Annotated in this window: 16 protein-coding genes and 1 pseudogene; 3 read left to right on the forward strand and 14 right to left on the reverse strand. The window is 73.9% G+C overall.

All coding sequences use genetic code 11. From position 1 onward, the window contains the following. Positions 1–292 precede the first annotated feature (292 nt). The 6 genes from ACFV88_RS00580 to bldG form a co-directional block, all read right to left on the reverse strand. The gene (locus tag ACFV88_RS00580) at positions 293–490 is read right to left on the reverse strand and encodes a hypothetical protein (RefSeq protein WP_385484301.1); all 198 of its coding nucleotides are present in this window, start codon (positions 488–490) and stop codon (positions 293–295) included. Between the two features lie 155 nt (positions 491–645). Further along, positions 646–2,130 carry a methyltransferase gene (locus ACFV88_RS00585; RefSeq protein WP_385485160.1) on the reverse strand — a complete coding sequence of 495 codons (1,485 nt, stop codon included), beginning with the start codon at positions 2,128–2,130 and terminating at the stop codon, positions 646–648. Between the two features lie 555 nt (positions 2,131–2,685). Beyond that, positions 2,686–3,255 carry a small secreted protein gene (locus ACFV88_RS00590; protein ID WP_385484304.1) on the reverse strand — a complete coding sequence of 190 codons (570 nt, stop codon included), beginning with the start codon at positions 3,253–3,255 and terminating at the stop codon, positions 2,686–2,688. A 158-nt stretch (positions 3,256–3,413) separates the two neighbouring features. After that, complete coding sequence (locus tag ACFV88_RS00595) at positions 3,414–5,888, reverse strand: sodium-translocating pyrophosphatase (RefSeq protein ID WP_385484307.1); 2,475 nt, start codon at positions 5,886–5,888, stop codon at positions 3,414–3,416. A gap of 495 nt (positions 5,889–6,383) precedes the next feature. Then, positions 6,384–6,788: an ATP-binding protein gene (locus ACFV88_RS00600; RefSeq protein ID WP_385484310.1), complete on the reverse strand. Its 405-nt coding sequence runs from the start codon at positions 6,786–6,788 to the stop codon at positions 6,384–6,386. Between the two features lie 110 nt (positions 6,789–6,898). Further along, positions 6,899–7,240: an anti-sigma factor antagonist BldG gene (gene bldG / locus ACFV88_RS00605; RefSeq protein WP_003975386.1), complete on the reverse strand. Its 342-nt coding sequence runs from the start codon at positions 7,238–7,240 to the stop codon at positions 6,899–6,901. 193 nt (positions 7,241–7,433) lie between these two features. On the opposite strand from bldG, the gene ACFV88_RS00610 reads away from it, so the two are divergent. Then, positions 7,434–9,836 carry a DEAD/DEAH box helicase gene (locus tag ACFV88_RS00610; RefSeq protein ID WP_385484313.1) on the forward strand — a complete coding sequence of 801 codons (2,403 nt, stop codon included), beginning with the start codon at positions 7,434–7,436 and terminating at the stop codon, positions 9,834–9,836. Between the two features lie 24 nt (positions 9,837–9,860). Here ACFV88_RS00610 and ACFV88_RS00615 read toward each other — a convergent pair. The 7 genes and pseudogenes from ACFV88_RS00615 to ssd form a co-directional block, all read right to left on the reverse strand. Beyond that, positions 9,861–10,262, reverse strand: a pseudogene (locus ACFV88_RS00615) (Rv3654c family TadE-like protein); the annotation flags it as partial. Then, on the reverse strand, positions 10,259–10,582 hold the full coding sequence (locus ACFV88_RS00620) for a TadE family type IV pilus minor pilin (RefSeq protein WP_385484316.1): 324 nt from the start codon (positions 10,580–10,582) through the stop codon (positions 10,259–10,261). The pseudogene ACFV88_RS00615 and the gene ACFV88_RS00620, both read right to left, overlap by 4 nt. A 151-nt stretch (positions 10,583–10,733) precedes the next feature. Then, on the reverse strand, positions 10,734–11,000 hold the full coding sequence (locus ACFV88_RS00625) for a DUF4244 domain-containing protein (protein ID WP_385484319.1): 267 nt from the start codon (positions 10,998–11,000) through the stop codon (positions 10,734–10,736). 85 nt (positions 11,001–11,085) lie between these two features. Next, positions 11,086–11,829, reverse strand: a complete 744-nt coding sequence (locus ACFV88_RS00630; protein WP_385484322.1) for a type II secretion system F family protein — start codon at positions 11,827–11,829, stop codon at positions 11,086–11,088. Positions 11,830–11,873: 44 nt separating this feature from the next. Next, a complete protein-coding gene (locus ACFV88_RS00635; protein WP_385484325.1) occupies positions 11,874–12,812 on the reverse strand; it encodes a type II secretion system F family protein in 939 nt (312 codons plus the stop codon). After that, the gene (locus tag ACFV88_RS00640; protein ID WP_385484327.1) at positions 12,809–13,969 is read right to left on the reverse strand and encodes a TadA family conjugal transfer-associated ATPase; all 1,161 of its coding nucleotides are present in this window, start codon (positions 13,967–13,969) and stop codon (positions 12,809–12,811) included. Before ACFV88_RS00640 ends, ACFV88_RS00635 begins: the two co-directional genes overlap by 4 nt. Then, complete coding sequence (gene ssd, locus ACFV88_RS00645) at positions 13,966–15,297, reverse strand: septum site-determining protein Ssd (protein WP_385484330.1); 1,332 nt, start codon at positions 15,295–15,297, stop codon at positions 13,966–13,968. The genes ACFV88_RS00640 and ssd overlap by 4 nt, the downstream gene beginning before the upstream one ends. 633 nt (positions 15,298–15,930) lie before the next feature. Here ssd and ACFV88_RS00650 point away from each other — a divergent pair. Beyond that, positions 15,931–16,773, forward strand: coding sequence for an HAD family hydrolase (locus ACFV88_RS00650; protein ID WP_385484333.1), 843 nt, complete (start codon positions 15,931–15,933; stop codon positions 16,771–16,773). 487 nt (positions 16,774–17,260) lie between these two features. Here ACFV88_RS00650 and ACFV88_RS00655 read toward each other — a convergent pair whose 3' ends face one another. Next, the gene (locus ACFV88_RS00655; protein WP_385484335.1) at positions 17,261–18,085 is read right to left on the reverse strand and encodes an oxidoreductase; all 825 of its coding nucleotides are present in this window, start codon (positions 18,083–18,085) and stop codon (positions 17,261–17,263) included. Positions 18,086–18,186: 101 nt separating this feature from the next. Here ACFV88_RS00655 and ACFV88_RS00660 point away from each other — a divergent pair, with 101 nt between their 5' ends. Then, on the forward strand, positions 18,187–19,176 hold the full coding sequence (locus ACFV88_RS00660) for an ATP-binding protein (RefSeq protein WP_385484338.1): 990 nt from the start codon (positions 18,187–18,189) through the stop codon (positions 19,174–19,176). Positions 19,177–19,182 lie beyond the last annotated feature (6 nt).

Here is a 19,182-nt window from a genome sequence, read left to right on the forward strand (position 1 = left end):
CGCTCGATGACGCTGCGTTACGTCACGGTGGCAGGTGCGGAACGGATGTCCACACGCTGACGCTGCGGAGTGTGACGGTACATCCCGCCCCCGTGTCAAACGGGAAAAGCCCGCAACGGCCACTCGAACGGTAACCCGACTACCACCTTTCCTGCCGCCCGGAGTGTCGACAGGTCCTTCCGGCGCAGTGCGCAGGGTGATCTTCCCGTGGGTTTCGGCCGCCCCGCGCAGCCACTCCACGCGGCCTGCCGGGGGTTCCCGTTCGAAGCGAGCGGCACCCGCGGGGCCCGGCTCACACCCGGGTGAAGCACCAGGCCGCCAGGGTCAGCGCGACCACCCCGACCCCGGTCGCGACCGTCACGGACACCGCCCGGTCGACCCCGTCCGCGACGGGCAGACCCTGTCGCAGCCGGGTCCCCGTCCACACCAACAACGCAGCCCCGAACAGGGCGAACACCAATCCCGCGAAGATCGCCGGCGCACTTTCCATGGCACAGAGCCTCCCGTTCCGCGGTCCCCAGCGGTGGGAGGCTGGCAGGTACGGAAGTCGGCGCGGCGAACCGCGGGTGAACGCCGCCCGCCCTTCGGGGTGAACCGTCGCGCACCGCCTCGGTCCGGGCGACCGCCCCCGCCGGCAGGGGGTGCTCAGCCGCCGGCCGGCTCCAGGAAACCCTGCTCGACGAGTGACCGGATCTGGGCGGGGGTCCGCGAGCGCAGCGCCACCGGGTCCTCACCGAGGAGCTGGGCGATGGCGTCGATGATGCGTCCGGCGCTCATCGAGCCGTCGCACACCCCGGCGAACCCGGCGCCCACGGTGTCGACCCGGGTGGCCCGTCGCATCCCGCGGTTCTGCCGCAGCACCACGTGCTCCGGGTCCTCCGCGCCGGGCAGTCCGACCTGCTCCTGCACCACCTCGTCCGCGAGCCGGAAGTGCCCGGCGAGCAGCGCGGCGTCATCGTGTGCGCGCAGGTAGTCCTGGCGGGCGAAGTGGGCGCGGACGACGTCTCCGAGGGGCTGCTCCACGGGGTGCGGCCACTCCTCCACGGTCACCGAGGGGCGCGGCGCGTCGCTCCTGCGCAGGGTGATCCAGCCGAAGCCGACCGCGCGGGTCCCGAGCGCGGCGAACTCGTCGAGCCAGGCGTCGTACCGGGCCGCGTACGCCACCGGGTCGGTACGGTGGTCGCCGGCGTCCCTGAGCCACAGTTCGGCGTACTGGGTGACGTCCTGCACCTCGCGCTGCACGATCCACGCGTCGCAGCCGCGGGGCACCCAGGAGCGGACCCGCTCGGTCCACTCCTCGCCCTCCACGTGCTGCCAGTTGGCGAGGACCTGCGCGTACCCGCCGGGGTTCAGCCGGTCGCCCGCCTGCTGGACCAGCGCACGGCACAGCGCGTCCCCGCTCATGCCCCCGTCGCGGTAGGTGAGTCGGGCGCCGGGCGAGATCACGAAGGGCGGGTTGGAGACGATCAGGTCGTACCCGCGGTCGGCGACCGGTTCGAACAACGACCCCTCCAGCAGCTCCGCCGCGGGGGCGCCGGAGAGGGCGAGGGTGAGCCGGGTGACGTGCAGGGCACGCGGGTTGAGGTCCGTGGCGGTGACCCGGGTGGCGTGCCGGGAGGCGTGCAGCGCCTGGATGCCCGATCCGGTGCCCAGGTCGAGCGCGGCGCCGACCGTGGTGCGCACGGTGATCCCGGCGAGGGTCGTGGACGCGCCCCCCACCCCGAGGACCACGCCCTCCTCGGCCGGTCCGCCGTCCGCGCCGACCGCTCCGCCGGCGCCGCCGACCGCGCAGCCGAGGTCCGAGACGATGAACCAGTCCTCGCCCTCGGGTCCGCCGTACGGACGGACGTCGACGGTCGCCGCGAACTCGTCCCCGCCGACCTCGGTGAGCCAGCCGGTCGCCTCGCAGGCGGCGACCGGCAGGACGTCCGCGAGTCGGGCCCGGGACACCGGCTGTTGCAGGAGGAACAGCCGGACGAGGGTCTCCAGCGGGCTGTCGCCGCGGCTGGCGCGCAGCGCGGGCACGGTCTCGCCGCGGGCCAGCGCCGCGTAGGCGGGCGCCCCCAGCAGCTCCAACAGGCCGTCGGCGGTGAAGTCGGCGCCGAGCAGGGCCGTCCGGAGCGCCTCCACGACACCGCCCGGGGCGTCGGAAGCGCTAGGGGTGGCGGGGGCACTGGGGGCACCGGGGGTGCTGGAGACACCTGGGACATCAGGTGCGTGGGGGGCGCTGGGGGTGTCGGGGGTGTCGGAACCAGCAGTTCCGTCGAGCACGGGCAGCCGCGAGAGAGTCACCCGCCCATTGTCCCCCGCCGGTCCGGCCGGGGACGGCCCCGGACCCGCCGACCGGTGGTGGGCCCGGTCCCCGCCGGCGAGCCGACCCGCCGGCCCGCTCGTGGAGTGTCCCCGGACGGCGGGTGCGCGGGGGCGGGCACGACGACGCCCGCCTCCCGGTGGGCGCCGGCCCCTCGGACGGGGACGGGCACTCCACGGGGAGACGGGCGGACGCGGAACGGGTACGGGAACGGGGTGCGACCGACCGCCTGGTGCGACGGGCCGGCCGGGGTCGACGAGCCAGCGGGGGTGACGGGCCGCCTGGTCCGTCAGGCCGCCGGGGTGACGGACCGGCCGGGGGTGACGGACCGGCCGGGGTGGCTCGGTGGGCCGGCCTCGGGCGGACCGGTGGGGTCAGCCGCTGGCGGCGGCCGGGGACGCGCCCGCCGTCTTGCAGCTCTCCTGCTTCCGCATGGCCTCGCCCACTTCGCCCTCCTCCAGCTTCTTCAAGGCGTCGTTCCCGCTGCGGCTGAGCTTGATCAGCTCGCCGGCGACATCGTCGAGGCCGCTGGCGAACTGCCCCTGGTCCTCGGTGTCCAAGCCGTCGACCTGCTTCTTCAGCCCCGCGTACGCCGTGGAGATGGCGTTCAGCTCCTTGACGGCGTTCTGCTGCTTGGTCTCGCCGCCGTCGACGGGCGGCGCCCCGGCCTTGTCCACGGCCGCACCGATCGCCTTGTACGCGTCGGACATGTCCTGGAACGCCTTGGAGTCCGTCGACTTGACGTCCTCCGGCTTGCTGTTGTCGGCGGTCTGCGCCTGGATCGCCTTGTTGGCGCCCTCGATCTTCTTCGCCTGCGGTTGGACGGAGTCGCAGACCGACTTGGCCCAGGAGTCGAGCTTCTCGTTGCCGTCGTCGCTGCATCCCGACAGAGCCAGTACGAGTACCGCACCGCCGGACAGTGCGACTGCGAGCTTCTTGTTCACCGGATCGGTCCCTTCCATGGCCTCTCGGCCCCGGAACATACACGCCGGCCGCCGGCCGATCGCCCGCGGGCTGTCCGCTGCACCCGCTATTGAAGCCATTTGCACCAAGAGGGGTACGGGGCGGGGGAGAGAAGATTCACGACCGCGTCGATCCGCGGTCAGGGCGCCACCGCCGCACCGCCCGCCGCGGCCGGCCGTCGAGCGCCTCCGCCGCCCGGTCCGTCGCCCCGGTGGCCGTCGTCGCCGCCCCCGTCTCCCCCACGGTCTCCCCCGCGCCCTCCGTCGCCGTCCAGCGCGGTGCCCCGCCGATGGGAGATCCCGACGGCCGTGCCGATCACCGCGAGGGCGAGGGCCGCGGTCAGGGCGCGGACGGCCGGGTTGGCGTCCTTGCCGTAGCTGAAGGCGACGACGGCGGGCGCGATGAGCAGCGCCACCAGGTTCATCACCTTGAGCAGCGGGTTGATCGCCGGCCCCGCGGTGTCCTTGAAGGGGTCGCCGACCGTGTCACCGATCACCGTCGCCGCGTGTGCCGCGCTCCCCTTGCCGCCGTGCGCGCCGTCCTCGACGAGTTTCTTGGCGTTGTCCCACGCGCCACCGGAGTTGGCGAGGAACACCGCCATCAGGGTGCCCGTCCCGATCGCCCCCGCGAGGAACGCGCCGAGCGGCCCCACCCCGAGGGTGAAGCCGATCACCACGGGGGCCAGGACCGCCAGCAGCCCCGGGGTCGCCAACTCGCGCAGTGCGTCCCTGGTGCAGATGTCGACCACCCGCCCGTACTCGGGCCGTTCGGTGTGGTCCATGATCCCGGGCCGCTCCCGGAACTGCCGCCGCACCTCCTGGACCACGGCGCCCGCCGACCGGGACACCGCGCTGATCGCGAGCCCCGCGAACAGGAACACCACGGCCGCCCCGGCGATCAGCCCGACCAGGTTGTTGGGCTGGGAGACGTCCATCACCAGGTCCAACGGGCCACCGGGACCGACCCGTTCGCCCACGTCCGCCGCCGCCGTGGCAATGGCGTCCCGGTAGGAGCCGAAGAGGGCCGCCGCCGCGAGGACCGCCGTGGCGATGGCGATGCCCTTGGTGATCGCCTTGGTGGTGTTGCCGACGGCGTCGAGTTCGGTGAGCACCCGGGCGCCCTCGCCCTGGACGTCCCCGGACATCTCGGCGATGCCCTGCGCGTTGTCCGTGACCGGCCCGAAGGTGTCCATCGCGACGATGACGCCGACCGTGGTCAACAACCCGGTGCCGGCGAGCGCCACCGCGAACAGCGCCAACGTGATGGACGCGCCGCCGAGCAGGAACGCCCCGTACACCGTGAGGCCGATGAGCAGTGCGGTGTACACGGCCGACTCCAGGCCCAGGGCGACCCCGGCCAGGACCACGGTGGCCGGACCGGTGCGCGAGGCCCCGGCGACGTCCCGGACGGGGCGACGGCCGGTTTCCGTGAAGTGGCCGGTGAGTTGCTGGATCAGCGCGGCCAGCACGATGCCGATCGCGACGGCGGTGAGGGCGAGGACCCGCGGGTCACCGTCGTGGCCCCGGACGGCGGCGTCCGTGACGCCTTCGAGGTCCGCGTACGAGGACGGCAGGTACGCGGCCACCGCCACGGCGACGAGCAGCAGGGAGAGGGTCGCGGAGACGAAGAAGCCCCGGTTGATCGCCGTCAGACCGCTGCGGTCCTTGCGGCGCGGAACCACCGCGAAGATCCCGATCATCGCGGTGACCACCCCGATCGCCGGCACGATCAGCGGGAACGCCAGGCCGGCGTCGCCGAAGGCCGCTTCGCCGAGGATCAGTGCGGCGACGAGGGTCACCGCGTACGACTCGAAGAGGTCGGCGGCCATGCCCGCGCAGTCCCCCACGTTGTCGCCCACGTTGTCGGCGATGGTCGCGGCGTTGCGGGGGTCGTCCTCCGGGATGCCCTGTTCGACCTTGCCGACCAGATCGGCCCCGACGTCCGCGGCCTTGGTGAAGATCCCGCCGCCCACCCTCATGAACATGGCGATGAGGGCGGCGCCCAGGCCGAAGCCCTCCAGCACCTTGGGGGCGTCCGCCGCGTACACCAGCACCACGCAGCAGGCGCCGAGCAGACCGAGCCCCACCGTGAACATGCCGACGAACCCGCCGGTGCGGAACGCGATCCGCATCGCCCGGTGCGCGACGACGCTGCGGTCCCTTTCCGGCTCGGCCTTTTCCGAAGTGGCCGTGCGGGCCGCCGCGGCCACCCGCACATTGCTGCGGACGGCGAGTCGCATTCCCGCATATCCGGTGGTCGCCGAGAACACCGCGCCGACCAGGAAGAAGACCGAACGGCCGGCCCGCTGATTCCAGTCGTCCGCGGGAAGCAGGAGCAGCAGGAAGAACACCACCACCGCGAAGAAGGCGAGTGTGCGCATTTGGCGGGCCAGATAGGCGTTCGCGCCTTCCTGCACGGCAGCGGCGATCTTCTTCATGCGGTCGGTGCCCTGGTCCGCCGCGAGGACCTGGCGCGCCAGGACCGCCGCCACCAGCAGCGCAGCCAGTGCCACGGCCGCGATGGCCACGACGATCAGACGGTTCTCACCGGTCAGGACCGCGGCGGCGGAGGGTGTGGAAGGGCCGATTTCCAGCCGGCGGGAAAGCTCCGCCATTCGTCCTCCTTGAGGCTGGGACGTAGCTCAAGCTGTCGACGGTTCGCGGGATTCGACCCGGTCACAGCAGGTGACGCTGCCGGGTGAGGGGAATTCTCTGTTCTTCGCATCCGCACGAGCAACGTAATGGCTGGGATGCGGTTTACCGGAAAGGGCCCGGGTGTGTGTCGGGTGGTGTTTTCCCGAGGACGCGCCCATTCGGGTGGACCCACCCGTTCGGATGAGCCCCGCCCTGCGGATGAGTCCAGCCGTTCGGGTGGACAGGGCCGTTCGAGTGGGCACGGCCCGGGACGTCGGAGCTCGCCGTTCGGGCGCCGCAGTCACTCGCGGGCAGGGGGCCTTGTTCGGGCACAGGCGGTCGCGAGCCGTGGGGCCGGGGCGTGTGCGTGGGGCCCGAGGCGCGGCTCGGTGTCACGGTGGCCGTACGGCAGCAGGAACGCTGCGCAGGGGAGGGTGTGCGCCGCCGCGGGAAGGCCCCGTCCGGCGGGCAGGAGGTCAGTGTCCCGGCTTGGGCCAGGTCATGCGGATGGAGCCACCGGACTCACCGGCGGTGACCTCGACCTCGTCCACCAGACCGCTGATCACCGCGAGGCCCATCTCGTCCTCGCTCTCGGCGCTCTCACCGGAGATGACGGCGTCCGGACCGGAACGGGGCGCTTCGTCCTCCACCTCGATCGAGAACTGCTTCTCCTCCTCGATCAGGCGCACCTGGACCGGCGCGTCGATCCCCGCACTCTGGTGCAGACCGACCGCGCGGGTGCACGCCTCGCCGACCGCCAACCGCACCTCGTCGAGCACGGCCTCCTCGACCCCGGCCCGACGGGCCACGGCCGCCGCGACGAGACGGGCGGTCCGCACGTGCTCGGGGAGTGCGCTGAAGCGGAGTTCGACGGTTGTCATACGTCCCCCTCGGACGGGCCGGCGTGCTGTGCGGGGGACCGGGCCCGGGGCCCGGTCCCCCAGGGTCGTGCTGCCTCCCGGGACGGGCCCGGGAGCTAGATCGATCGGTATCAGTCGGTCGCCGCGACGGCTTCCTCGACCGAGGTGTGGATCGGGAACACCTTGGTCAAACCGGTGATGCGGAAGATCTTGAGGATGCGCTCCTGGTTGCACACCAGGCGCAGCGAGCCCTCATGGGCCCGCACCCTCTTCAGGCCGCCCACCAACACGCCGAGTCCGGTGGAGTCGAGGAAGTCGACGCCCTCCATGTCCACGACGAGGTGGAAGCTGCCGTCGTTCACCAGCTCGACCAGCTGCTCCCGCAGCTTGGGCGCGGTATATACATCGATTTCGCCACCGACCTCGACGACCGTACGATCGCCGACGGTACGGGTCGACAGGGACAGGTCCACGGATCCTCCAGCACCTTGCTATCGAGCGGTCGCCCCTAGGGACACCTCGGCTTGAACCCCCGGGACGGATCGCCAGCCGCGTGGGCATTCAATCATGGAGCGCCCCCGAGACGACGGGGACAACCAAAGCCGTAGGAGCCCTGGGGGCGCCTAACAGTGATTGTCCACCAGACCAGTGACACACTCGGTGCCAATGGCCGATTTGACTAATCTTCCTCGCCCTTCCGGACCGGGGGCAGATGCCGGTGACGCCCCTGACGTCGTCCTCGGCCGTCTCGCCGCGCGGCAAGGGAGAGCCACCCGCATCACTCATACGGAGCACTTGCCCCCGCGTGCGGGCCGTCATGCCGAGTGGCCCGAGGGGATTCGGCCGGAGATCACCGCTGCGCTGCACACCGCGGGCGTCGACCGCCCCTGGGCCCACCAGGCGACCGCCGCGGAGCACGCCCTGGCCGGCGAGTCGGTCGTGGTCGCCACCGGGACGGCCTCCGGCAAGTCGCTGGCGTACCTCGTCCCCATCCTGTCCGCGCTGCTGGACGGCTCCGAGGCGCCGAACGGCCGGGGGGCCACGGCCCTGTACCTGGCCCCGACGAAGGCGCTCGCGGCCGACCAGCACCGTTCCGTACGGGATCTGGCCGCTCCGCTGGGCAAGGCGGTGCGCCCCGCGGTCTACGACGGCGACACCCCGTTCGAGGAACGCGAGTGGATACGCCAGTACGGCAACTACGTCCTCACCAATCCGGACATGCTGCACCGCGGCATCCTCCCCTCGCACCCGCGCTGGTCGTCGTTCCTGCGGGCCCTGCGGTACGTGGTGATCGACGAGTGCCACACCTACCGCGGCGTCTTCGGCTCGCACGTCGCCCAGGTGCTGCGCCGACTGCGCCGGCTGTGCGCCCGCTACGGGTCCGAACCGGTGTTCCTGCTGGCCTCGGCCACCGCCGCCGAGCCGGCCGCTGCTGCGGGCCGGCTGACGGGGGTGCCGGTGCGGGAAGTGGCGGACGACGCCTCGCCGCGGGGCGCGGTGGTGTTCGCCCTGTGGGAGCCGCCGCTGACCGAACTGCACGGGGAGAAGGGCGCTCCGGTGCGCCGCACGGCCACCGCGGAGACCGCCGACCTGCTGACCGACCTGGTCCGCGACGGGGTGCGCACCGTCGCGTTCGTCCGGTCCCGACGCGGCTCCGAACTGATCTCCGTGATCGCCCAGGACCGGCTCGCCGAGGTCGACCGTTCGTTGGCCCGCCGGGTCGCCGCCTACCGGGGCGGCTACCTCCCCGAGGAACGCCGGGCCCTGGAACGCGCGCTGCACTCGGGCGAGTTGCTGGGGCTCGCCGCGACGACCGCCCTCGAACTCGGCATCGACGTCTCCGGCCTGGACGCCGTCCTCATCTGCGGCTACCCCGGCACCCGGGCGTCCCTGTGGCAGCAGGCGGGCCGGGCCGGACGCTCCGGTACGGGTGCCCTCGCGGTCCTCGTCGCCCGTGACGACCCCCTGGACACGTATCTCGTCCACCATCCGGAGGCCCTCTTCGACCAGCCGGTGGAGTCGACGGTCCTCGACCCCGACAATCCGTACGTCCTCGCACCGCACCTGTGTGCCGCCGCCGCCGAGATCCCGCTCACCGACGAGGACCTGTCCCTGTTCGGCCCCGCGGCCCCCGAACTGCTGCCCCAGCTGGAGGCGGCGAAGCTGCTGCGGCGGCGCGCCTCGGCCTGGCACTGGACGCGCCGCGAACGGGCCGCCGACCTGACCGACATCCGCGGCGGCGGAGGAACACCGGTCCAGATCGTGGAGGCCGACACCGGGCGGCTGCTCGGCACGGTCGACGCCTCCGCCGCGCACACCTCCGTCCACGAGGGGGCCGTGCACCTGCACCAGGGCCGCACCTACCTGGTCCGGCAGTTGGACCTGGACGACTCCGTCGCGCTCGTCGAGCAGGCGGCCCCGACCTACTCCACGGTCGCCCGTGACGTGACGTCGGTGTCCGTCCTGGAGACCGACGTCGAGGTCCCCTGGGGCTCCGCCCGGCTCGCCTACGGGTCCGTGGAGGTCACCAACCAGGTCGTGTCGTTCCTCCGCCGCCGGCTCGTCACCGGTGAGGTGCTCGGCGAGACCAAGCTGGACCTGCCGCCGCGCACCCTGCGGACCCGCGCCGTGTGGTGGACCGTCACCGAGGACCAGCTCGACGCCGCCCGGATCGGCCCCGAACAGCTCGCGGGCGCCCTGCACGCCGCCGAGCACGCCGCCATCGGGATGCTCCCGCTCTTCGCCACCTGCGACCGTTGGGACATCGGTGGCGTCTCCGTCACGCTGCACGCCGACACCCTGCTGCCCACCGTCTTCGTGTACGACGGCCACCCCGGCGGCGCTGGCTTCGCTGAGCGCGCCTTCCGGACCGCCCGGGACTGGCTCACCGCCACCCGGGAGGCCATCGGGGCCTGCGAGTGCGCGGCCGGGTGCCCGTCCTGCATCCAGTCGCCCAAGTGCGGCAACGGCAACGAGCCGCTGCACAAGCGGGGTGCGCTGCGGCTGCTCACCACGCTCCTCGCCGACGCCCCGCAGCAGGACCCGGACCCGGACGGGAACACCGGCTGACGCCGCCTCCTGAGGTCCTGCCCGAGCCCGGGCCCGGGCGCCGAACAGCCCCGTCCCCAGGGCCGTCCGCACCTCGGCGACCTCCCCGTCCAGCACGCACCGCACGACCCGCGCACCGTTCGCCCCGGCGACCGTCCGCGCACGGGCACAGGCCGCCTCCCGGCCCCGCGTCCAGTGGTCGGCTGCGGCGAGCACGGCCAGGTCGGCCGCAGCCGCGACCCGGTGGCGCACCACCACGGCCTGGCCCACGGCCAGCAACGCCACGAACACCGTTGCCAACACCGCGATGCCCGTGACGGCCCACACCGAGGCCGCGCCCCGGTCCGCGGCTCCCGATCCGGCCCCGTCCCGCCGCCGACCGGGCCGCCGCTGCTGTCGCCGTTGTCGCCGCTGAGGGCACTGAGGGGTCTGCGACGGACCGTTCACCGCACCGCCTCCTCCGCAGCCGCCACCGCGGCGTGCCGCAGTCGCAGGAGGGGCAGGGCGTCCGGGCCCGGCGCCGGGGCGACGACCTCCACCCGGACGAGACCGCCCTCCCGTCGCACCGTGACCCGGGCACCCGACGGCGCCGCCCGGTGCACCGCGGCCAACACCACGGCGTCCGGGTCCTGTCGGGCCGCGGCCCGAGCACCCGCCCGCGCCGCGTCCACGCACTGGATCTGTGCGGCAGCCGCGAGCAGCGCCCACACCAGGCCCACCGTGAACACCACCAGGACCGGCAGGACGACCGCCGATTCCGCCGTCACGAACCCTTGGTCAGCGCACCGGAGCCGCCGCGAGCCGCCGGGCCCCACCGCAGCGGACCCCACCGGGGGCGCGGGGCCCACCGGGGGCACGGGACCCACCGCTACGGGCCCCCACGGCACGAACCCCACCGCCACAGACCGTTCCGTCCGCTCAGAGCTGGACATCGAGGGCCCGCGCCACGAGGCCGTGCAGCGCGGCGCGCACCCGGTCACCGGTGACCACCTTGTACAACAGCCCGGCGAACCCCACCGCGGCGATCAGCCCCACCGCGTACTCCGAGGTGACGATCCCCCGTTCCCGGTGGTGTCCCCGTACCGCGTTCCGCGTCACCGCGGCCACCGCTCGGCCGCCTGCGGCGCGCAGCCGCCGGACCCGTCCTTTCACCCGCTCCATGTGGACCCCCGTCACCCGTGCCATGTTCGATCCCCCGCCGCTCTCGTCCGTGCTTGGTCGATCCTCGAAACCCTGTGCCGTGCCGTCGTGCTGACGCTGTATCAGTCGCTCACCCTCCGTCCCCGCCGAGCAGGCGTCCTGCGAGTCCGATGACCACGGGCAGCACACCGATGACGACGAACGCGGGCAGGAAGCACAGCCCCACGGGTGCCGTGATCAGCACGCCCGCCCGCCGGGCGCGGGCCGTCTGGACCCGGGCCCAGCGGGCCCGCACCTCGGCGGCGTACCGCGCCACGGGCACGGCGGCCGGAGCACCCGACTCGCCCGCGCGCGCCAGCAGCAGGGCGAGCGCCCGCCCGTCCGGGAGGGCGGCCAACTCCCGCCAGGCGTCGGTGGGTCGGGCGCCGAGACGCACTTCCCCGGCACCGCGGGACAGGGCCGAACCGACCGGCCCGCCCAGCGACTCACCGACCGCCCGCGCCGCCACCACCGGCTGCGCCCCCGCCGCGACGCAGGCAGCCAACAGATCGGCCGCCAGGGGGAGTTCCGCGCCCGCTGACGGGGGCGCGTTCGATCCGGCCGCCGGCCGACGCCGGTCGAACCACCGGGCACCGGCCGCGGTCAACGCTCCGACCACCACTCCGGCGACCCCCTCCACCAGGAGGAACCCGGCGCAGCCGGCACCGACGGTCACCACCCAGCGCCGTGCCCCGGCGGCTTCCGACCGCCACCGGGCCGGCCGGTCCACCGCCCGTCTCAGCAACCCCGCGCCCCGAGCCGCCGGCACCCGGGAGCCGGCCTGCTCCCCCGACAGCCGGGCCCACCGCGCGGCGGACCGTTTACGACGCCCCATCACCCTTCCTCCCTCACCACTCGATCCACCCGACCGCGCAGCCGTCACGCCCCGGCGCTGCGCACGATCCGCAGCGCCCACCACAGCCCCGCCGCCTCCAACGCCCCGCCCACCGCCAGGCACCCCAGTCCGCCCGCGGTGTGCAGCAGCACCCGCAGCGGATCGGCACCCAGCGCCCAGCCGAGCACCAGCCCCACCAGGGGGAGTCCGGCGAGCATCACGGCGGTGGCCCGCGCCGCCGCGCACCCCGCCCGCAGATCGCCCCGCAGGTCCCGCTCGGCGCGGAGGGCCGCCTCCACCCGTTCCAGCCCCGCGGCGAGCCCGGCGCCCTGGTCCACCGCCACCCGCCAGCAGGCGGCGAGCCCCCGCAGTCCCTCGCCGCCCGGTTCCCGTGCGGCGGCACCCAGTGCACCCGGCACGTCCCCGCCGAACCTCGCCGCGGCGAGCACCCGCTCCGCCGCCATGCCGAGCCCGCCGTCGGGTCCCCCCGCCAGAGCCGCCAACGCCTCCCCCGGTTGCCGTCCCGCCCGCACCTCGCCGACCAGCGCCCCGCACAGGGCGATCACCTCGTCGGCACGCCGCTCCCCGGCCACCCGCCGGGCGCGTTCGCGCAGGGCCCGGCGCACCACGGGCACCGACAGGGCAGCCAGTAGCAGCGGTACGGGTGACTCACCGGCGAGGGCGACCACTGCCCCTGCGGCCAGGACCCATGCCTCGGGTCCGACGAGCCCGCGCAACCGGGCCACCACCGGTCCGCCCGTGCCGTGCACGACACGACCGACGACAGCACTCCGTCCAGCGCCGGGGAAGGCCACCCCGATCCCACCGGGCGCCGGGGCGGGCACGAGCGCCCGTGACCGCCGCACCCGCACCGTCCGCCGGTCCCGTGCCGTGAGGACCGCGCCACCCGCGCACACCACGGCCACCCACACCAGGACCGCCGTGCCGAACGCTCCGGGGGCCGTCGCCCCGGCCCCGCTCACCGGGACTCCCCCAGCAGCTCCCGCAGCCGGGGCCACCCTCGCTCACGGGCGAACCCCTGGGGCGCCCACCGGAGTGCGGGAGCCGTCATTACGAGCCCCGAGGGGTCCCGTCCGAGGACGCTCACCTCGGCGATCCGCCGATGTCCCCGCCGGTCGCGCACCAGGTGGAGCACCACCGCCACGGCTGCCGCGAGTTGACTGTGCAGCGCGGGGCGGCCGAGCCCCGCCGCCGAGGCCAGGGCCTCCATCCGGGCGGGCACGTCGGCGGCCGTGTTGGCGTGCACCGTGCCCGAACCGCCCTCGTGGCCGGTGTTGAGCGCGGCGAGCAGGTCCAGCACCTCGCCGCCGCGCACCTCACCGACGACGAGCCGGTCGGGCCGCATCCGCAGGGCCTGGCGGACGAGGTCCTGGAGGGTCACCAGCCCCGCGCCCTCCTGGTTCGCCGGGCGGGCCTCCAGTCGCACCACGTGCGGGTGGTCGGGGCGCAGCTCCGCGGAGTCCTCGGCGAGGACGATGCGTTCGTCCGGGGGGACCAGACCGAGCAACGTACTCAGCAGGGTGGTCTTGCCGGTGCCCGTGCCGCCGCTCACCAGGTACGACAGCCGGGCGTCCAACAGGGCCCGCAGCACCCGGTCGCCGCCGGGCGGCACCGTCCCGGCCGCCGCCAGTTCGGCCAGTGTGAACGCCCTCGGCCGGGCCACCCGGAGCGAGAGACAGGTCGAGCCGACCGCGACGGGCGGCAGCACCGCGTGCAGCCGGGTGCCGTCGGGCAGCCGGGCGTCGACCCAGGGGCGGGCGTCGTCGAGGCGCCGCCCGGCCGCCGCGGCCAGCCGTTGGGCGAGCCGCCGGACGGCCGCCGCGTCGGGGAAACCGATCCCGGTGAGTTGGAGGCCGCGCCCCCGGTCGGCCCAGACCCGGTCGGGTGCGGACACCAGGACGTCGGTGACCGCCGGGTCGGCGAGCAGCGGGTCCAGGGGGCCGGTGCCGACGAGTTCGGACCGCAGCTGCTCGGTGGTGCCGAGCACCTCGGCGTCCCCGAGGACCACGGACTGAGCGCGCAGGGCCTCGGCGACGTGCGCGGGGGTGGCGTCGAGCCCGCTGCGGGCGAGCCACTGCCGTACGCCGTCGAGCAGGCGCTCACCGACCACCGTGCTCATCCGCCCGCTCCGTCCGCACCACTGTCCGCGCCGCCGTCCGCGCCGGTGGACGAGCCGCTGGACGAGCCGTCGCCGGGCGCTGCCCGTTCCCAGAACGCGGTGCAGAACCGGGCGAGCGGGCTCCGGGGGTCGTGGCCCGGCGGCCGTCCGTCCTCCTGAGCGGTCGACAGCCCGGCCTCGCGCGGGAGTTCACCCGCGTACGGCAGTCCCAACAGACGGGCCGTGCCCGGGCCGTCGGGACCGCCGCGCTCCGGTCGGCCGGCCGGGACGACCAACCTCAGGTCCCGCAGCACCGGGCGGACGGCCGCCGCCACCCGGCCCGCCGCCGCCACCGCGCGCAGGCCGCCGGCCACCACCAGGAGTCCGACGTCCACTTGGGCGAGGGCCTGGGCCGAGACGCCGTCGACCCGGCGCGGCAGGTCCACCACGACGACCCCGCCCCGGCGGCGGGCGGCGGCCAGCACCGCGCGCACGGCGGGGGGCGGCACCGGGACGGGCTCACCCCGGTCCCAGCTGAGGACCCGCACCCCGTGCAGCGCGGGCAGTGCCTCCTCCAACGCGGCGCCGCCGACCCGGCCCCGGGAGCCCGCGAAGGCCGGCCAGCGCAAGCCGTCGACGTCCTCCCCGCCGAGCGCGACGTCCAGCCCTCCGCCGAGCGGGTCGGCGTCGACCAGCAGGGTGCGGCGGCCGGCCCGGGCCGAGGTCACCGCGAGGGCGCAGGCGAGCGTGGAGGCGCCGACGCCACCGCTGCCGCCGAGCACGCCGACCGTCAGGGCGGGCCGGTCCGCTCCTTCGGCGACGTCGGCGATCCGGTCGACCAGCCATTCCTCGCCGTCCGGCAGCACGAGTGCGTGGTCCGCGCCGATCTCGACCGCGTGCCGCCACCGCTCGGGGTCGGCGGGCGCCCGGCTCACCAGCACCACGTGGCGCCTGCGGGTGGTGGCCCGCAGCCGGGGGACGGCGTCGGGCCCCACGAGGACCAGCGGGGCGGAGTCCCAACGGGCGGGCTCCGGCGGGCCGGGCCTCACCTCGGCGCGGGCGCCCGCCGCGGCGCACAGCCGCAGCAGGTCGTCGAGGAGGGCCGGATCCTCGGTGAGCACCAACGGGCCTCCGGGGTCACGTGATCGCCCCGCCGGGTCCGCTGCGGGCACCGGTGTGACCCGGCGCACCGGAGCCGCCCGGGCCAGCCCCTCACCGGAGGAACGCCCCACCTCCCCCGACCCGCGCCCCGCCCCGTACGCCGGTTCCGCCCCCGGGGCCGTCCCCGACCCGTACTCGGCCCCCGATCCGTATACGGGTCCCGCCCCGTTCTTCCCCGTGCCGTCCATTCCGATCCCAGCCCCTCGTTCCGTACGCCCGGTGCACGCCGGACGCGACCTGCGTGCCCCTGCACGCGCTCCCTTGCTCGGCGCCCGCCCGGGGCCCACCGGACCCCGGGGGTCCGTGAATCCCGAACGTGGAGTTCCGTTCTCCGCGATACGCACGGCCGTCAGAATCCGGCCATGTGGACCGCGCCATAGCGAACCGTGGGAACTCCGTGGTCGACCGCGTGGGAATCACGATGCGCGGATCCCGGAAAACGTGTGGATCTTGGTCAAATACCGTGGACAAGGCCGCCCCTGTGAATAACTTCATCACCCAAATCAGTGACAGCGACGGCGGCGACCTGACCCCCACAGCGCAGCCCTCTCGTCACTCTGAGTGACGGCATGGGGGAGCGTGAGACCGAGGCGTCGGAGCCGGCGCAGCGGCGAGAAGGTCATCGAGCCACGGGAGAAAGGGGACCAAACCGGTCCGGACATGCGACGACCCCCGCCGGGGGGGAGAGCGGGGGTCGTCCCCACGGCCGACTCGGGGGGGGAGGAGTCGGGCCGGGTTAGCACGGTCGCGAACGATCCGTGACTTCCATGGTGTACCCGAAGGCCCTCGCAGGCAAACCCACACGCCCCGGCTTACGCCGAATGGTGGGCGCCTATGCTCAAGCCGTGGAAAACCACTCGTTGCCCCGCACAGCTGCCTTCTTTGACCTGGACAAGACGGTCATTGCGAAGTCGAGCACGCTCACCTTCAGCAAGTCGTTCTATCACGGTGGCCTGATCAACCGGCGGGACGTGCTGCGCACCGCGTACACGCAGTTCGTGTTCCTCGCCGGCGGCGCCGATCACGACCAGATGGAACGCATGCGCGAATACCTGTCCGCGCTCTGCCGGGGCTGGAACGTACGACAGGTGCAGGAGATCGTCGCCGAGACGCTGCACGACCTCATCGACCCGATCATCTACGACGAGGCGGCGTCCCTGATCGAGGAACACCACACGGCCGGGCGGGACGTCGTGATCGTCTCGACGTCCGGCGCCGAAGTGGTGGAGCCCATCGGGGAGTTGCTCGGCGCCGACCGGGTCGTGGCCACCCGGATGGTCGTCGGCGAGGACGGCTGCTTCACCGGGGAGGTGGAGTACTACGCCTACGGCCCGACCAAGGCCGAGGCGATCCGGGAGCTGGCCGCGACCGAGGGGTACGACCTGGCCCGCTGTTACGCGTACAGCGACTCCATCACCGATCTGCCGATGCTGGAGGCGGTCGGCCATCCGCACGCGGTGAACCCGGACCGGGCGCTGCGCCGCGAGGCGGTCGCGCGCAGCTGGCCGATCCTCGACTTCCACCGTCCGGTGCGGCTCAAACAGCGCATCCCCGCACTGCGGGTCCCGCCGCGCCCCGCCCTGGTCGCCGCCGCGGCCGTCGGTGCCGCCGCGGCGGCCGGACTCGTCTGGTACGCCAGCAGGCGCCGCACACCGGTCGCCTGAACGAAGCGCCCCCGCGCTCGCCCCGACCGCCCCACAACATGTCCACTTCCGCACCTTTTAGGGGTAAAGGTAAAGAAGTGGGGCGAGGGGTTCCGCTTCCCTGCGGACAGGAGTACAAAGGAGTCAACGGCCCGCGAGACCAAGGGCATCCGAGAGGATCACCCGAAGACAGCAACCGTGGCCCCACGGACCGAGCATGGAAACCGGGCACCCACGCGACGTCGACCCGTCGAATACGGGCCAGCCGCACCAGGTGACGGGCGAAGCACCCGACCTGATGGGCAACACTTCGAGGACGCTTGGTAACCGGGTGGACATGCCAGCGGCGGTACGGATCCTCGTACCGCCGCAACCCCGTTCAGGGCAGCCCGTTCACACCCCGCCGGCGCGACGACGCCGCCGCGCACCCGCACCGCACCGCACCGCACCGCACCGCACCAGCAGCTCACGGCACCAGCCGACCGCCGCATCAGGCCGGCGCACCGCGTCAGGCGGCCCCGCGCTGCAACGCCTCGCAGACCGCCGTCGACTCCCGTACCCCCAGCTCCACCGAACGGCCGCAGTGGGCGATCCACTCGGCCACCCCCTCCGGAGTGCCCGACGCGTACCCCGCGAGCGCCGCCGCGTAGGACGCCCGCCCCTGCTCCGCGTGCCCCACCTCGGCCGGGCAGACGGCCTTCGGGTCCAACCCGCTGCCCACCAGGACGATCCGCTCGGCCGCCCGTGCGACGAGCCCGTTGTACGAACCGAAGGGCCGCACCGCCAGCAGCTCGCCGTGCACCACGGCCGCGGTGACCAGGGCCGGCGCCGAACCGCCCGCGACGATCAGCCCCGCGAGCCCGTCGAGCCGCGCGGCCACCTCGTCGGCACCCGGCAACGGCAGCTCGATCAGCGGCTCGTCCACCGGCTCGCCCGACAGCCGCGGACGCCCCACCGCCCCGTCCTGCCGGGCGGCGGCCACCAGGTGCAGCCTGGCCAGCACCCGCAACGGGGACTGCCGCCAGACGGAGAGGAGTTGGCCGGCCTCGGCGCCCAACCTCAGGGCGGCACCCACCGCGCGGGACTCGTCGTCCACACCGAAGTCACTGCGCCGGCGCACCTCTTCCAACGCCCAGTCGGCCCCGGCGAGCGCGGCGGAACCACGGGCTCCGCGCAGTGCCGCCTCCGAGGTGACCTCGTTGCTCCGCCTGCGCATGACGCGGTGCCCGTAGACGCGGTCCACCGCCTTGCGCACGGCCGCCACGGATTCGGCCACCCGGGGCAGCTCCCCGAGGGCGACGAGCGGATCGACCTGCGCACCTGACGTACTCATGGGTACGACCCTACGCACCCCGTGCCGCCGCCCCACGAAGGAGTGGTCTTCTTCACGTCCGGCCCGGTCCGGCCGAGGGGAGCCCACTAAGCTTACTGAACATGAAAACTGCTTTCGTTGGGAAGGGCGGCAGCGGCAAGACCACCCTGTCGTCGCTCTTCGTCCGGCATCTCGCCGCGACCGGCGCGCCGGTCATCGCGATCGACGCGGACATCAACCAGCACCTGGGGGCCGCCCTCGGCCTCGACGACGAGACCTCGGCCCGGCTGCCCGCCATGGGCGCGCGGCTGCCGATGATCAAGGACTACCTGCGCGGCTCGAACCCGCGCATCGCCTCCGCCGACACCATGGTGAAGACCACGCCCCCCGGCGAGGGCTCGCGACTGCTGCGGGTCCGGGAGAACAACCCGGTGTACGACGCCTGCGCCCACCCGGTGGAACTCGACGGCTCCACCGTCCGTTTGATGGTCACCGGGCCGTTCACGGAGGCCGACCTCGGAGTCGCCTGCTACCACTCCAAGACGGGCGCGGTGGAGCTGTGCCTGAATCACCTGGTCGACGGTCGCGACGAGTACGTGGTGGTCGACATGACCGCGGGGTCCGACTCCTTCGCCTCGGGCATGTTCACCCGCTTCGACATGACGTTCCTGGTCGCGGAGCCGACCCGCAAGGGGGTCTCCGTCTACCGCCAGTACAAGGAGTACGCACGTGACTTCGGGGTCGCGCTGCACGTCATCGGCAACAAGGTGCAGGGCCCCGACGACATCGACTTCCTGCACCAGGAGGTCGGCGACGACCTGCTGGTGACCGTGGGGCACTCGGACTGGGTGCGGTCCATGGAGAAGGGGCGCCCGCCGCGGTTCGAGCTCCTGGAGGACGTCAACCGCGCCGCCCTGCACGCACTCCAGAAGGCCGCCGACGCGACCTACGGCACCCGCGACTGGGAGCGCTACACCCGCCAGACGGTCCAGTTCCACCTGCGCAACGCCAAGTCCTGGGGCAACGAACGCACGGGGATCGACCTGGCCACCCAGGTCGATCCCGCCTTCGTGCTGCGCGAGCAGTCGATCGACGCGCCCCAGCCCGTCTGAGGCCGT

The organism is Streptomyces sp. NPDC059816 (assembly GCF_042732055.1).
In the GTDB taxonomy this organism is placed as follows: domain Bacteria; phylum Actinomycetota; class Actinomycetes; order Streptomycetales; family Streptomycetaceae; genus Streptomyces.